12 protein-coding genes are annotated in these 15,658 nt (G+C 28.8%); 1 reads left to right on the top strand and 11 read right to left on the bottom strand.

Going from position 1 to position 15,658, the window contains the following annotated elements; translation table 11 throughout:
* Position 1 precedes the first annotated feature (1 nt).
* The 3 genes from Q1A46_RS09810 to gldB all read right to left on the bottom strand — a co-directional run bounded on the left by Q1A46_RS09810 (position 2) and on the right by gldB (position 2,095).
* Positions 2 to 682: a hypothetical protein gene (locus Q1A46_RS09810; RefSeq protein ID WP_299677446.1), complete on the bottom strand. Its 681-nt coding sequence runs from the start codon at positions 680 to 682 to the stop codon at positions 2 to 4.
* Between the two features lie 114 nt (positions 683 to 796).
* Complete coding sequence (gene gldC, locus Q1A46_RS09805) at positions 797 to 1,135, bottom strand: gliding motility protein GldC (RefSeq protein ID WP_299677443.1); 339 nt, start codon at positions 1,133 to 1,135, stop codon at positions 797 to 799.
* Positions 1,136 to 2,095 (bottom strand): gliding motility lipoprotein GldB, encoded by a 960-nt coding sequence (gene gldB / locus Q1A46_RS09800; protein WP_299677440.1) that lies wholly within the window; start codon positions 2,093 to 2,095, stop codon positions 1,136 to 1,138. It abuts the gene before it with no gap.
* A gap of 57 nt (positions 2,096 to 2,152) precedes the next feature.
* On the opposite strand from gldB, the gene nadE reads away from it, so the two are divergent.
* The gene (nadE, locus tag Q1A46_RS09795) at positions 2,153 to 2,941 is read left to right on the top strand and encodes an NAD(+) synthase (protein WP_299677437.1); all 789 of its coding nucleotides are present in this window, start codon (positions 2,153 to 2,155) and stop codon (positions 2,939 to 2,941) included.
* A 317-nt stretch (positions 2,942 to 3,258) separates the two neighbouring features.
* Here nadE and dnaG read toward each other — a convergent pair whose 3' ends face one another.
* From dnaG to nqrF, 8 genes are all read right to left on the bottom strand, one after another.
* On the bottom strand, positions 3,259 to 5,277 hold the full coding sequence (gene dnaG, locus Q1A46_RS09790) for a DNA primase (RefSeq protein ID WP_299677434.1): 2,019 nt from the start codon (positions 5,275 to 5,277) through the stop codon (positions 3,259 to 3,261).
* Between the two features lie 189 nt (positions 5,278 to 5,466).
* Positions 5,467 to 6,705, bottom strand: coding sequence for an ATP-dependent Clp protease ATP-binding subunit ClpX (gene clpX / locus Q1A46_RS09785; protein WP_299677431.1), 1,239 nt, complete (start codon positions 6,703 to 6,705; stop codon positions 5,467 to 5,469).
* Between the two features lie 34 nt (positions 6,706 to 6,739).
* A complete protein-coding gene (gene clpP, locus Q1A46_RS09780) occupies positions 6,740 to 7,399 on the bottom strand; it encodes an ATP-dependent Clp endopeptidase proteolytic subunit ClpP (RefSeq protein ID WP_299677428.1) in 660 nt (219 codons plus the stop codon).
* Between the two features lie 126 nt (positions 7,400 to 7,525).
* Positions 7,526 to 9,472, bottom strand: a complete 1,947-nt coding sequence (locus Q1A46_RS09775; RefSeq protein ID WP_299677425.1) for a histidine kinase — start codon at positions 9,470 to 9,472, stop codon at positions 7,526 to 7,528.
* Positions 9,473 to 9,865: 393 nt separating this feature from the next.
* A complete protein-coding gene (locus tag Q1A46_RS09770; protein ID WP_299677422.1) occupies positions 9,866 to 10,507 on the bottom strand; it encodes a response regulator transcription factor in 642 nt (213 codons plus the stop codon).
* A 314-nt stretch (positions 10,508 to 10,821) separates the two neighbouring features.
* The gene (locus Q1A46_RS09765) at positions 10,822 to 12,453 is read right to left on the bottom strand and encodes a tetratricopeptide repeat protein (protein WP_299677419.1); all 1,632 of its coding nucleotides are present in this window, start codon (positions 12,451 to 12,453) and stop codon (positions 10,822 to 10,824) included.
* A gap of 196 nt (positions 12,454 to 12,649) precedes the next feature.
* Positions 12,650 to 14,155, bottom strand: a complete 1,506-nt coding sequence (locus Q1A46_RS09760; RefSeq protein WP_299677415.1) for a tetratricopeptide repeat protein — start codon at positions 14,153 to 14,155, stop codon at positions 12,650 to 12,652.
* Between the two features lie 187 nt (positions 14,156 to 14,342).
* Positions 14,343 to 15,656, bottom strand: a complete 1,314-nt coding sequence (gene nqrF / locus Q1A46_RS09755) for an NADH:ubiquinone reductase (Na(+)-transporting) subunit F (protein WP_299677667.1) — start codon at positions 15,654 to 15,656, stop codon at positions 14,343 to 14,345.
* Positions 15,657 to 15,658 lie beyond the last annotated feature (2 nt).

Raw genomic sequence — 15,658 nt, 5'->3', positions numbered from 1 at the left:
TTTAATTCTTATTCTTTATTAGTTTAAAATTGACTTCAGTATTTTTTAATTCTATAAAATTATCCTCAAAATTTAAAATTTTATACGTTTGAATATCTCCCTTAATTGCCTTCGGGTGATAAAATCCTTGTGATTCACTGTTGCTCATGTAGACTTCTAAAATATAATTTCTATCAGCTCTTAATACTAATATTTGTCTGCCTAAAAATTCACCATCTATAAAAACCTCAACTTTGTCTTTGTAATTTCCTTTTTTAAAAACTAATATTCTACTTCCATCTTTATCTTCACTTGCATCTACAGACTCTTTTTCCTCATTTAAAGAATAAATCATTACATTTTTTAATGGTTTTTCTTTAAGATTATACACCTTAAACTCTAAAGTAATTGAATCTTTTTCATTAAAATAACTTTTCGATTTAAAATAACTATTCTCTTTAAGTGATGTTAAATTATAGTTCAAAAAGAGACTATCATTTTTTATTTTATAATTTCCTTTTCCTTTTAATGAAACTCCTAAATCACCACCTTTTTGAAAGGTAAAAACTCCGTCTTTAAAAAATTCATACTTCTCATAACTAAACAAAATATCTCTGTGATAAACTCCTTCTAAAGTTTTCTGAGCATTAATTTTATAAAAACCAATTAAAAAGGCTATGTATAAAAACGACTTTATTCTCATCTTTTTTTAAATAACAACTAAAATATAGATTTATAACAAAACAAAAGTGCGGATAAACCACACTTTTTATGTGGTTTATCCGCACTTTATATACTTTAAAATTAAGTCTAAGACTTACTTTTTAATCAGTTCTAATTTTTCTGCGAAATAATCACAGAAATCACGCATAGTTGCGCTCATTTTTGTATCGTCTGTAGCACGTTCAAAAGTATTTGCCATAGAAACTAAAGTTTGATGAAAAAACTGCTTCATTTCATCTACAGGCATATCTTTTGTCCATAAATCCATACGCAATGTATCTTTTTTCTTATGATCCCATACAGACAACATAACAGCTTTAGATTCTGCTTCTTTTATGCCTCCATCTTCAGCGTTCCATGTAATCTCTTCAGGAACTCTATTTTCGTCTAATGCTATTTTAAATTTTATTTCAGAAGTATGTGCTATTGCCATTTATTTACGCTTAGGTTTGTACTTTGATTTTTTAAAAATTTCGTCTCCTCTTTTTGATAAAAGTTCCTGCAAAGATACGTCATTATTTCGCATGTAAGAACGAACTATTTGCCATCCTACCCAAGCTCCAATTCTACCTGGAGATAAATTATCTTCTCCTAAATAAAATTTAGAAAAAGGAGCAATATCTAAAAAGCGTTTGTTCAATTTACTATCAGTACTATATAATAAATCTCGCTCTATAAAATACTTCCAAATATCTTCTTCACTATTTACTGCCCAATCAAACTTTTCAGATGCGTAACCTATTTTTTCTTTATCTAAGATATTAGGCAAATATCTATCGAGCAAATACAACTTTTTTCCCTCATAAATCATTTTATTAATAAAACTTCGCTCGGTATTTGGTGGTAATTGCACATTAACTATTGCATTTGCTGCATCTACTATAATATGATCTTCTGTATTATTTTGCTTTACATACTGCGGATAATCATTATAAAACTCATGCGATGCTCCTAAATAACAATCTAAAGAAATCAACATAAAATCACCATTATAAACAACTCTATTATCATAATCTATATTTGTTAGCATCGTAATTACAACTGGTGCTACAAACTTTGTGTTATAATATTTAACATGCTGAAATAGTGATTTTAATTTTTGAACCTGTGATGTAAAATCTGTATATTTTTTTTGAACTTCTGTAAAAAGCTCTTGTTCATCTTTATTTTGAATTTTATTTACCCAAACAGAATCGTTATTGTGAGGAAAAAGTAATGGATACTTTTCTTTAACCTTTGGCAATGTTTTTTCAGTAGCTGTATAAAAATCGATATCAAATCGATATAGTTTAGAATCTACTGTAATTTTAGACACATCTACTTTAAATTTTTCTTCTTTTTTACAGGATAATATTATGAATCCTACAATAAAAAGGCATATAATTTTACGCATGAAATCGCTATCTTTACGTTTAAATATTAAACTTCGAATTTACTAAAATCGTATAACATGAATACACCTAAAGTTGCTGAACATATTACAAACTGGTTAAAAGATTATGCTGAAAATGCAAAAGTAAAAGGATTTGTAGTTGGAGTTTCTGGAGGAATTGACTCTGCTGTAACATCTTCTTTATGTGCCAGTACAGGATTACCAACTTTATGTGTAGAAATGCCAATTCACCAAGCACAAAGCCAAGTAAACCGTGCACAAGAACATATTGCACAATTAAAAGAACGTTTTTCTAATGTTTCTGAAGCTAGAGTTAATTTAACATCTACTTTTGAAGATTTTAAAACCGTAACTCCAGAAGTTGAACAATCTGCTCAATTAGATTTAGCTTTGGCAAATACACGAGCACGTTTAAGAATGACTACTTTATATTATTTTGCTGGTTTACATGGTTTACTAGTAGCTGGAACAGGTAACAAAGTAGAGGATTTTGGTGTTGGTTTCTTTACGAAATATGGTGATGGTGGAGTAGATTTAAGTCCGATTGCTGATTTAGTAAAATCTGAAGTATATGCTTTAGGTGAATATTTGAAAGTACCTGAATCTATCCAAAAAGCACAACCTACAGATGGACTTTTTGGTGACAGCAGAACAGATGAAGATCAAATAGGAGCTTCTTATGATGAATTAGAATGGGCAATGAAAATGCAAGATGCAGGTAAAAAAGCCGATGATTTTTCTGGTAGAGAAAAAGAAGTATTCAGTATTTACATTCGATTAAATACAATTAATCAACATAAAATGGTTCCAATTCCTGTTTGTGAAATTCCAAATGAATTAAAATAGAATTTGATTTCCATATAGCTAACTATAGTTAAACACATAAAAATAAAAAACCATATAAAAATATATGGTTTTTTTGTTTTTTTACTGATTATCAAACTACAATAAGTTAGCTGAAATCATTAATTGTTTAATTTTTTTATACGCTTTTTTCTTGTGTCCATTTGAAATTTGAAATGGTAATTCAATGAACAACACGATCAATTGACCAATTTGGAGCAATTTTCTCATAGTTTCTAGATTTATTTCTGATTCTTTTTTGTTTCTGTTTCTTTTCTTTCGGATTACGAATATATAAAAAAATGTTAAAAATCAAAAGGTTAAATCACTCTACTAAGCTTTTCGTACAATAATTTTTTAAGTTCAAGATAATTTACGACCTCTTCTTTAAGTTCATTCAAATTTTTCAAACTAGAAACATTACCCTCTTCTTCTTCGTATGAATTCGATATTTCAGAAACCTGTTCCATAATATCTCTCAATTTATTTTCTACTAGAGATCTTCTCAAATTTAAAATAACATCAGTTACTAGTTTAGGTAACTTTTCATCTTCATCTTTGAGAATAATATCTTTTCTACTCCAATCGCTTAATTGATATTTCTCTTCATCCATAAGTATGTTAGTAACTAGCATAGCTACATCTGAGTTTTCACTAACAATAAGCTTATCTATGATGATTTTTTCGTCTTGATTGAGCTGATGTATAATTTCGTAATAAACTTCCCTAAATTCCTCGTTAGAGAACTCTATTTCGTCTTCTTGTAAATTCAAATATAGTTCATTAGAAACCGTATTAATATATTCTTCCTTTTCTAATATAGGTCGACCATATTTATCATGAGCGTTTACCCAGTTTATAAATTCTACCTCTTTATTCCCATGTAAAAGTAAAATCTTTATTATCTCTTTTTCATAAATTAAGAGGCTATCTATTTTAGGTTTTTTAGAACTTTCCCTTACAGGTTGCATTTGTGGTTTAGCAGAAGCCTGATTTCTGTTTCTTTCTACTCTAGTTTCACCACCTCCCCTATTAATTAACTGTGCTAATTCGCTAAAAAGTACTCGCTCTGAAATATCCATAATACGAGCACATTCTTGCACATACACTTCTCTTTGAATCCCATCAGGGATTTTTGAAATACTTGTTACAATATCTCGAATTAATCCTGCTTTTTTAACCGGATCGTTTTGAGCATCTTTAATTAATAAGGAAACTTTAAAACCAATAAAATCTTGAGCTGTTTCCTCTAAATATTTTTTAAGCTCTGCATCGGAATTTGATTTTGCAAAACTATCTGGATCTTCTCCTTCGGGAAAAGTAACCACTTTTACATTCATTCCTTGCTCGAGAATAAGATCTATACCACGTAAAGAAGCTCGAATACCGGCTGCATCTCCATCAAAAAGTACCGTAATATTATTAGTTAAACGGTTTATCAATCGAATTTGATCTGGAGTTAAGGCTGTTCCTGAAGAAGCTACAACATTCTCAATTCCAGATTGATGAAAAGAAATCACATCAGTATATCCTTCTACTAGAAAACAATTGTCTTGCTTAGCTATTTCTTTCTTTGCTTGATACAAACCATAAAGTATTTTACTCTTATGGTAAATATCACTTTCTGGTGAGTTTAAATATTTTGCAGCTTTTTTATCGTTCGTTAAAATTCTACCTCCAAAACCAAGTATTCTACCAGACATACTATGAATTGGAAACATTACTCTTCCCTTAAATCTATCGAAAGTTCTTACTTTTTCTCCACCTTCTTTTACAATGGTTAACCCAGTAGATTTTAAATATTTTAAGTCGTATCCTTTAGCTAAAGCTGCTTTTGTGAAGTTATCCCACTCATCTTTACAATATCCTAAATCGAACTTTTCTATAGTATCTTCTCTAAAACCACGTTCTTTAAAATATGAAAGTCCGATTGCTCGTCCTTTCTGAGTATTCATTAAAACATCATGAAAATAATCTTTTGCAAATTTTGAAACCAGAAACATACTTTCTCGTTCGTTCATTTGCTCTTTTTGTTCATCACTCTGCTCAGTCTCCTCTATCTCAATATTATATTTTTTAGCTAGCCAACGTATTGCTTCAGGATAAGTAAAATGTTCGTGTTCCATAAGGAATGAAATTGAATTTCCTCCTTTTCCTGTACTAAAATCTTTCCAAATTTGTTTTACTGGAGATACCATAAAGGAAGGAGTTCTTTCATCTGTAAAAGGACTTAATCCTTTAAAACTACTTCCTGATTTTTTTAATTGTACAAACTCACCTATCACCTCCTCTACACGAGCAGCTTCGAAAACTCTTTCTATGGTTTGTTGGGTAATCATCTATAAAAATTGAAGCGCAAATATAGTTTTGTTCTTCAATGAAAACTAATATTTATACTATTCAAATTTAATAAAACCTTATTTAACAATCTTTTTCAGTTATTTAAGATTCAGTTTTAAAACTATTTAACAAAAAAAGCATCGAGATAAACTCAATGCTTTTTATATTTTTTTGAAATAAAAAATTCTTTAAGATGCTGCTTTTAATTTTTGTAAAGCTTTCTTAGTTAATTTCTCTTCGGCATAATCTCTTGTCACCTCAAATTCTTTAGTATCTGAACCTGGTAACTCAAACATTGCATCTGTTAAAATAGCTTCACATAATGAACGTAAACCTCTTGCTCCTAGTTTATATTCAACAGCCATATCTACAATATATTGTAACGCATCTTCTGTCATAGAAAACTCAACGTCATCCATAGAGAACAGCTTTGTGTATTGCTTTATTATTGAGTTTTTAGGCTCTGTAAGAATCGCTCTTAATGTTTTAGCATCTAAAGGATTCATGTAGCTTAAAACAGGTAAACGACCGATAATTTCTGGTATTAAACCAAAAGATTTTAAATCTGCTGGAATGATATATTGAAGTAAGTTATCCTCATCGATTTTATCTTCATCTATTGAAGCGCTATATCCTACAGCTTGCATATTTAATCGCTTACTGATAATTCTATCTATACCTGAAAACGCTCCTCCTGCAACAAATAAAATATCTTTAGTATTTACTTGTATGAATTTTTGCTCAGGATGTTTTCTTCCACCTTTAGGTGCTACATTTACAATTGCACCTTCTAATAACTTTAGTAAGGCTTGTTGAACTCCTTCACCAGAAACATCTCTTGTAATAGAAGGATTATCACCTTTACGAGCAATCTTATCAATTTCATCGATAAAAACGATTCCTCTTTCTGCTTTTTCTACATCGTAATCTGCAGCTTGTAATAATCTACTTAGAATACTTTCAACGTCTTCACCAACATATCCTGCCTGAGTTAATACAGTTGCATCTACAATAGCAAAAGGAACATTTAACATTCTTGCAATAGTTCTTGCAACTAATGTTTTTCCTGTACCTGTTTCACCAACTAAGACAATATTTGATTTTTCAATCTCTACTCCATCGTTTGGAGATTTTGACTGTAATAATCTTTTGTAGTGATTATATACTGCAACAGACATTGCTTTTTTTGTTTGCTCTTGTCCTACAATATATTCATCTAAAAAAGACTTTATTTCAATTGGTTTTTTTAAGATTAGATCATTAGAGAGAGTTGTTGTTTTTGCTTCTGCAATCTCCTCCTGCACTATTCCATAAGCTTGCTCGATACAACGGTCACAAATATGGGCATCCATACCTGCAATCAATAAATCTGTTTCCGCTTTTTTGCGTCCACAAAACGAACATTCTAAATTTTGATCTTGTGACATATTTATTTACTACGTTTTCTATTATAATCTTAGCTTATTTTCTGCTAAGCACTTCATCAATCATTCCGTATTCTTTCGCTTCGTCTGCTTTCATCCAATAATCACGATCAGAATCTTCATGAACTTTATCGAAAGGTTGCCCTGAATGATTAGAAATAATATTGTAAAGTTCAGTTTTTAACTTTCCTATTTCCTTTACAGTAATCTCCATATCAGAAGCTTGTCCTTGTGCTCCACCTAAAGGTTGGTGAATCATTATTCTTGAATGTGGTAATGCAGAACGCTTACCTTTTTCTCCTGCACACATTAAAACTGCTCCCATAGAAGCTGCCATACCAGTACAAATTGTTGCTACATCTGGTTTAATAAACTGCATCGTATCGTAAATACCTAAACCAGCATAAACTCCACCTCCTGGAGAATTAATGTATATTGAAATATCTTTGTTTGAATCTACACTTTCTAAGAATAATAACTGAGCTTGAATCACATTTGCGATTTGATCATTTATTCCTGTTCCTAAGAAAATAATACGATCCATCATTAAACGCGAAAAAACGTCCATTTGTGCAACATTTAATTGACGCTCTTCAATGATATATGGAGTTAAGCTACTTGTTATTTTATTATAATATGTGCTACTGATACCGTGGTGTTTAGTAGCATACTTTTCAAATTCTTTTCCGTAATCCATTATATAAGATTTGTTTTAAAGTTACAAACGTTAAAGATACAAAGATTTTTTTGTTAAAAAACAGTTTACCTTTTTATTAAAACAAGAAATGAAAAACGGAAAATCACACTAAAAAAACAACGTTAACTACACTACTTCTTGTACAATATAAATGTCTTTATCGAATGCTATTCTAAATAAACTACCTCTTTTTGGATGTGAGTCTACAATATGATTTCCAGACAATTGCTCCACTCTATCTTTAATATTTTTTAATCCAATTCCATCTTCTACTGAATTAATATCAAATCCTTTTCCGTCGTCTTCGTACGTTAAATAGATTTTATCTTCAACAATTTCTAAATTGATATCTATTGAATTTGCATTTGCATGCTTAATTGTATTGGAAATCAATTCTTGAAGTATTGCAAAAATTTCACTTTGTAAGTATTTATCTATGTTGTTTATAATCTCAGTGTCTGAGGCTGTAAAATTGATATTCAAATCAGAAATTTCATCAATATTACTAATGTATTCGTTTAAAACTTCTGAATAATCATTTTGGCGTATTTTTCTAGGCAACAGATTGTGAGATAATTCCCTTACTTGCTCGTAAGTATCACTTAGATCATTTTTAATCTTTTGGAGTTTTTTTGAATCCTCTGATAACTCTTCAAACTGTAATTTTATTGCTGCCATATTACTACCTATTGAATCATGCAAACCTCTTGCTAATCTTTTTCGCTCTGCATCTTGACCTTCAATAGCTGCTTTAACCAATTCTAACTCTTGCTTTTTCATTAAGTTTTTCACTTTCTGATAATTAAAAGCCTCTTGAGTTTCATTTAGAATTTTCTGAGTTTTTAAACGTTGAAAATAAAATCTTAAAAGCAATAATATTGCTATTATAATTATAAGTGAAGTTCCTAAAATTATATTTCTAATCATAGCTTGTTGAGCTATTTCTTTATCCTTAAATTCTTGCTCTTTTTTAAGTAAAACTATTTCTTTTTCCTTTTCTAAAGTTTCGAATTTAACTTCTAAACCATTAATCTCTTTTTCTCTTTGCAACTTATTTATTGAATCTTTAAGAGTAGTATACTTTTCAGAATATTGAAACGCTTCTTGATATAATTTTTCACCTTCTTTTATTTTTCGTAGATAATCATAAGAATCTAATTCATCTTTTAAATTACCTTTCTTTATATAATCCTTCAAAAGAGGCATTAATAAACTTTCTGCTTTTTTATAATTTCCATTTTTAACATAAACTTCAACTAAATATTCGTTAGCCTGTCTTTCTTGATTATAATATCCTAGTTTTTTACTTTCGCTAATAATATTTTTTAACTCATTTATACCTTCTTTCTCCTTCCCTATTTTAAGTAAGTTGTGTGCTATATTAAGTTTTAAAGTTAATTCAAAATATAAATTACCTTTTAACTGTGATAAAGCTTTATGATAATATTCGTTGGATTTTTTATAATCTTTAAATGCTGTTGCGTAAACATTACCTATTGATGAATTACACATCATTTTTACTCTATTTTGAGGACTTTTTGAGCCTTTTTCATAGAATTCTAAAGCTTTTTCATGCTCTCGATTCATATAGTATAAATTCCCTAAGTTTACTATAAAACCGTAATAATTATTCATGTCGCCCCACTCCTCTGCTTTTTGAATTCCTTCTATATAAAGTTTCTTAGCTTTATCTATTATTCCTTTAGCAAAATAGCCTGTTGCTAAATTCATACTTCCCATAATGTATCGCTTTCGCTTAATTGAATCAGTAGAAAAATTCTTATAGGCTAATGTTTTTTTTGCATAATAAATTGCAGAATCTAAACTATGCATTCTAGAAAAATAAGAAGAAATTAAACTTGTAGCCAAAGATTTTCCTGAATCAGAATTTCCTTCTTTCATCAATTTTAAAGCTTTTGTATATGCTTCTTTTTCTTTACTTTCTTTAAAAAAAAGATTACTTATCTCGTTCATAGACTTTCTATCTTTCTTTTCTAAGAGTTTTAAGTTTGTATTTTGAGAGAAACTACTCCAAAAACACAACAAAATTAGTATTGGGGATATTTTATTCATAATTATTCATTAACAGCTCTTCGCTGGTAAAAAACGTAAAAAAACTCTATTTAACATATATTATTATGTTATTAAAAGATATTATTTTAACAAAATTTAATTTCTATCATTAAAAACACCTCTTAAAATTAAGTTTCACTGTTTTCAGGGATGTAAAACTTTTTGTTGATCTCTAATTTTGTAGTTGTTAAAACTAATCCCTCAGTAAAAGAAATAATACAGTTAGGGACAAAAGGGAACAAGGGGAATCGGCATGTTAAATAGAGGAAGTTCAGAATTGTTTGAAAAATCACCTGAAATTGCATGGGCGAAAACAAATGTCCATGCAGATGATGGTAATGCTCTTTATTAGTCAATCGAGTTGATTAGAGAATTGAAGAATAACATTTATTTTTACTCTATATATTTCATTTTAATTGCATAACGAGTTAGTCCAGCTAAATTTCTTACTCCTAATTTAGAAATAAGTGTTTTCCTGTAACTCTCTATTGTATGTTTACTTAAGAAAAGTTGATCTGCTATTTCTTGTGTTGTATACTCTTTAGCTATTAATGTAATAACGTCTATTTCTCTCTTAGTTAGTTTTATCTTTTCTTTTTCATCAGCTTGCTTTTTTTTAAAATAAACTTCTTTAATTTTTTTTGAAAAAAAACGTTTACCCGATAAAATGGTTTTTACTGCTTCTAACAATTCTCTTTTGGTAGCATTTTTAGATAAATATCCATCAACATTATACTGAATTAATTCTTCTATCATATCAGCATTCATGTGCATACTAATTATTAAGACCTTTACTTTAGTATATTTTTCTTTAATTAATTTTGTTAGCTCGATTCCATTAATATCTGGCATAGAAATATCAGAAATTATTAAATCGACATCCTTATCCGAATTTATATCTAAGTACTTTAAAATTTCATTCCCATTTTTAACACTTAAAGCGATATTATAACTCTCTTCTGTTTCAACCAAACCTTCTAGGCCTTCTCGAAACATAGAATGATCATCAACAATTATTAGATTAAATTTTTGCATTAGATATTTTAGGGGTTAAGTGCTAAATCGACTTAAATGTATTACATTTTTTTAAAAACTACTTTTTTAACTTAATTAACTTTCATTTTTCTTTCAAGAATTAAAAAATAATAGGTTACAAACGAAAAAAACCAGCAAAAAATTGCTGGTTTTTACTAACTACTTACTTAGGGTAATTTATTCAAATTAAATTAGGGATTATTAAAATGGTGGACAACCACCCCCGCGTAGTTTTTGAAAACTCTTCACGTTGCAAATGTAATTACCTTAGTTAAAAACCTTTAAAAAATGTGGTGACAAAAAGTGACAATCTCCTATAAACTTTGAATAAAATGCTCTAATTCTTGGTTTTTAGGAACTTTCATCTTTTTTCTTATTCTGTATCGTAAAGATTTTATTGAATCGATACTTGAGTTTCTTATAGAAGCAATTTCTTTTATAGATAAGTTTAATCTAAGAAAAGTACAAACTTCTCTTTCTGTTTTTGTAAGTTCTGGAAACTTATCTATAATAATTTTATCAAAACCTTGATTAACTTCATTGATTTTATCTTGTAATGAAGTTAATTTATTTTCTGTTCCTATTTGGTTTTGTAATTTTAATAATAAACCATTAGCATAATGTTTAACTTCATCTGAATTAGATTCATTTTTATCTTCTTTAATTTGACTAGATAAATGCTTAATAAACTCTAATCGCATTGTATTATCTGCTATTAATCCTTTTAATTCAGATTCTGAAACTTTAATTTTTTGTGCTAAAACTTCTTTTTTAAGTTTTTCTTTTTCAAATTTATCTTTAATTCTTTTTGCTCTAGCCTTATAATCTCGCCAAAGTAACAAACCTATAATGATTGTAAAGAAAAGTATTAAAATAGTCGTTAATACATAAGATCGTAACTCTAATTCTTTTTTGTTAGCTAGAATTTCTAAATCTCGTTTCTTTACTTCAAATTCTCTTTTTAATTCTAACTCTTTGATTTGTTTTTGTTTCTTTAAATTAAAAATAGAATCAGAATATTTTTTATATAAAACCTGAAAAGCATAAGCTTTATCATATTCTTTTATACGATAGTATATTTTGCTCTTAATATCTGCTACTTTAGATAACCTGTACTTAAAACCTTCTTCTTTTGCTATTACCTCTGAAGAATCTAAATACGCTAAAGATTTTTTATCTTTTTTAAGTTTAAAATATGAATAACCAATGTTAAAATACGTAATCCCTACATTTCTTTTACTATGATTTTTTTTAATAAAATCTATATTATTAAGATGTACTTGCAGTGATTTATCATAACGATTTTGAAAAGCATAAAGGATAGCCATATCATTATTAACATTACTTAATCGAAGTTCGTTTTTAGTTTTTCTAAAAATTTGTAGCGCCTTATTGTAATAGTGTAATGAAGAATCTATTTTTCTTATCCTTCTGAAAGATCCTCCCATACTTGTATAACATCTACCTAACAAAGTAGAATCTTTTATGGAAATTGCTAAAGAAATTGATTTTCTATAATTCTCAATAGCTCTTTTGTTTTCATTTAAATACTTATATACTCTTCCCTCTCTTAAAAAAAGATCTGCAACGCTTAATGTATCTTTAAGGCTTCTGTATACTTTTTTAGCATCCATGTAGTACATTAAGCTTTCTGTATAATCGCCTTTACGATAAGCAACACTTCCTAAAAAACGTAAGATTTTTGCTTGTTGAACAGAATCGGTATCTAAAACTAAATTTTGAGCTTCTTTGAAATATAAGATCGATCGATCTAAATCTTTCTCTAAGTAATAATCTCCTTTGGTAATTAAGTAACTTAGTTTACTATCATAAGTATTTATAGTATCTAAATCTTCTTTAATCTTTACATAAATAGAATCATTCTTTTGTGCATTTATTAAAATGACACAAAACAGAAAAACGAATATGACATACTTTTTTATCATCTAACAAATTTCAAAAAAAAACCAGCAATAAAATTGCTGGTGCATACTACTAATTTGGGCAATTTAAATCAAATTAAATTAGGGATTATTAAAATAGGGAAATTACCCTGTAGTTTTTAAAACTATTTATATGGCAAATGTATAAGAAGTGTGTAAATAACAAAAAAATACATGGTGACAAAAAGTGACAAAGCACTTACAAACTCTGAATAAAACGCTCTAACTCTTGATTTTTAGGCACTTCCATTTTCTTTCGGATTCTATATCTTAATGCTTTAATTGAGTCAATACTAGCATTTCTTATTGAAGCAATTTCTTTAATTGACAAATTTAAGCGTAAAAAAGAGCAAACTTCTCGCTCTGTTTTTGTTAAATCAGGAAACTTTTTAATAATAATTTGGTCGAAACCTTGATTTACTTCATTAATCTTATCTTGAAGTGAAGACAATTTATTTTCTGTACTTATTTGACTTTGTAATTTTAGCAATAAGCTATTCGCATATGATTTTACATTATCTGAATTAGAAACATCTTTATCTTCCTTAATTTGTTTAGATAATTGCTTAATAAACTCTAATCGCATCGTATTATCTGCTATTAATCCTTTTAATTCAGATTCAGACACTTTAATCTTTTGTGCTAAAACTTCTTTTTTAAGCTTTTCTTTTTCAAACTTATCTTTGATTCTTTTTGCTCTGGCTTTGTAATCTCTCCATAATAAGAAACCAATAATTATAGTAAAAAACAGAATCAATATTGTTAGCAATACATATAACCTAAGTTTCAATTCTTTTCTTTTTGCAGCAGTTTCTAATTCTTTTTTTTCTATCTCGAACTCATTTTTAAGTTCTAATTCTTTTATTTCTTTTCTCTTTTTTACTGTGTAAACAGAATCGGAATACTTTTTATAAAGCACATGATTTTCATATGCTTTTTTAAAATCTTTCTTTTTTCTAAAAATATGACTTCTTCTTCTATAAGCTCCTACAAGTTTTTGCTTAAACTTTTCACGTTTAGCCAATGCGATAGAAGAGTCTGTATACTTTAGAGATTTTTCATAATCTTTTAAGATATAATATTCTGAAGCGACTATAGAATATGCTATTACGATATTAGATTTATCATCTGTATTTTTCAGGAATTCTAGGCTCTTTAAATGTATTTTTAAAGCTTTGTCATACTGTTTTTGCATTCCATATAGAATAGCCATATTGCTGTTGACATCATTTAATTTTCTCTCTTCATTTTTAGCTTTAAAAATGGCTATAGCTTTACGGTATGAAGCAAAAGAAGAATCTATTTTTTTAAGAGCTCGATACGATCCTCCCAACATATTATATGACCTTCCAATGATAATACTATCGTTTTTAAAAGAAGCTAAACGTATAGCTTCATTAAACGAAACAACAGACGACTTATAATCACCAACTGCTTTATGTATAACTCCAATATGAATATTAGCATCTGCCATTTTTAATGTATCTAAAAGTTCATAATAAAACTTTTTAGATTCCATTCCATATTTCATTCCCTTATCAAAATCACCTCTGTTCCTATAGATTAATCCCAATTTTTTAAGAATATGTGCCTTATTAACTAAATCATCTTCATCTAAAATACTTTCGGCATGTAAATAAAATTCTTCAGCTGCAACATTATCTTTTTCAGATAAACTGTCTGCTTTGTCGATTATAGATTTCATTTTATCATTATAATCAACAATTGTATCTATTTGATTTTTGAAGTTAAAATAGGTTGAATCTAACTTTTGGGCATTAGATAAAACACTTATAAAAAAAATTAGGGACAAGGTTCTTTTAAAAATCATCAATTAAATATAAAAAAAAACCAGCATTCGTGCTGGTTTTTTTATTGTATGTGATTTTTTCTTATCCTCCAAAGTCATCAAAACGGATATTTTCGTCGTCAAGACCAAAATCTTCACCCATTTTTTGTACTGCTTTGTTCATTAATGGTGGTCCACAGAAATATAATTCTAAGTCTTCAGGACTATCATGTTTCGATAAATATTGGTCTATTACAACTTGGTGAATAAAACCAACAAAACCGTCACCTGATTCATCATTAATATCAGTTTTAACTTTCCAGTTATCTTTCTCTAAAGGTTCAGATAACGCTAAATAAAATTTAAAGTTTGGAAAATCTTTCTCTAATGCTCTAAAGTAGTGGATATAGAATAACTCTGCTTTAGAACGACCTCCATACCAATATGTTACTTTTCTACCAGTTTTTAAAGTTCTAAATAAATGATAAATGTGAGAACGCATTGGTGCCATTCCAGCTCCACCACCTACATATAACATTTCTGCTTCAGAATCATTAATAAAGAATTCTCCATAAGGTCCTGAAATGGTTACTTTATCACCTGGTTTTTGGTTAAAAATATAAGAAGATGCTACTCCAGGATTTACATCCATCCATGCATTTTTAGCTCTATCCCATGGTGGAGTTGCAATACGTACATTTAACATGATTTCTCTTCCTTCTGCTGGGTAAGAAGCCATAGAATATGCTCTTTCTACAGTATCATCATTCTTCATTACTAATGGCCACAATCCAAATTTATCCCAATCTGCTTTGAATTTATCTGGTTCACCTGGATGATCATCTGGGTGAGCAGTAATATCCATACCTTCATATTTCACTTCACATTGAGGTATTTCTATCTGAATATATCCACCTGCTTTGTAGTCCATTTCTTCTGGAATTTCAACTACAAACTCTTTAATAAAAGTTGCTACGTTATAATTTCTTACAACAACAGCCTCCCATTTCTTAATTCCAAAAATTTCTTCTGGAATAGAGATATCCATATCTTGTTTTACTTTAACCTGACAAGCTAAACGGATACCGTGTTGTAATTCTTTTCTTGTAAAGTGAGGTGTTTCTGTTGGTAAAGCTTCACCTCCACCAGAATTTACGTGACACTCACATTGAACACAAGAACCACCACCACCACATGCAGATGGTAAGAAAATCTTTTGATTACCTAATGTAGATAATAACGTTCCACCTGATGGTACTTCGATAGTTTTTTCACCATTGATCGTAATTTTAACTGGACCAGACGGTGCTAATTTTTGCTTTACAAATAATAACAGTGCTACCAATAACAAAGTAACTGCTAAAAAAGCGACTACGGTTATTGCAACTGTTCCTCCTGTACTTACTTCTAAAAACATCA

The sequence above is a fragment of the uncultured Tenacibaculum sp. genome, from assembly GCF_947502995.1.
Taxonomy (GTDB): domain Bacteria; phylum Bacteroidota; class Bacteroidia; order Flavobacteriales; family Flavobacteriaceae; genus Polaribacter.
The sequence above is the reverse complement of the archived record's forward strand: the minus strand, read 5'-3'. Positions and strand labels throughout refer to the sequence as shown.

What these genes read in the sequence shown, in the direction of transcription:
- Q1A46_RS09770 (WP_299677422.1), bottom strand. Translation starts at nt 10,507, where the DNA reads ATGCAAAAATTTAATCTAATAATTGTTGATGATCATTCTATGTTTCGA.
- Q1A46_RS09760 (WP_299677415.1), bottom strand. Translation starts at nt 14,155, where the DNA reads ATGAAATCTATAATCGACAAAGCAGACAGTTTATCTGAAAAAGATAAT.
- clpX (WP_299677431.1), bottom strand. Translation starts at nt 6,705, where the DNA reads ATGTCACAAGATCAAAATTTAGAATGTTCGTTTTGTGGACGCAAAAAA.
- gldC (WP_299677443.1), bottom strand. Translation starts at nt 1,135, where the DNA reads ATGGCAATAGCACATACTTCTGAAATAAAATTTAAAATAGCATTAGAC.
- Q1A46_RS09775 (WP_299677425.1), bottom strand. Translation starts at nt 9,472, where the DNA reads ATGAATAAAATATCCCCAATACTAATTTTGTTGTGTTTTTGGAGTAGT.
- Q1A46_RS09765 (WP_299677419.1), bottom strand. Translation starts at nt 12,453, where the DNA reads ATGATAAAAAAGTATGTCATATTCGTTTTTCTGTTTTGTGTCATTTTA.
- Q1A46_RS09810 (WP_299677446.1), bottom strand. Translation starts at nt 682, where the DNA reads ATGAGAATAAAGTCGTTTTTATACATAGCCTTTTTAATTGGTTTTTAT.
- gldB (WP_299677440.1), bottom strand. Translation starts at nt 2,095, where the DNA reads ATGCGTAAAATTATATGCCTTTTTATTGTAGGATTCATAATATTATCC.
- clpP (WP_299677428.1), bottom strand. Translation starts at nt 7,399, where the DNA reads ATGGATTACGGAAAAGAATTTGAAAAGTATGCTACTAAACACCACGGT.
- nadE (WP_299677437.1), top strand. Translation starts at nt 2,153, where the DNA reads ATGAATACACCTAAAGTTGCTGAACATATTACAAACTGGTTAAAAGAT.
- dnaG (WP_299677434.1), bottom strand. Translation starts at nt 5,277, where the DNA reads ATGATTACCCAACAAACCATAGAAAGAGTTTTCGAAGCTGCTCGTGTA.
- nqrF (WP_299677667.1), bottom strand. Translation starts at nt 15,656, where the DNA reads ATGTTTTTAGAAGTAAGTACAGGAGGAACAGTTGCAATAACCGTAGTC.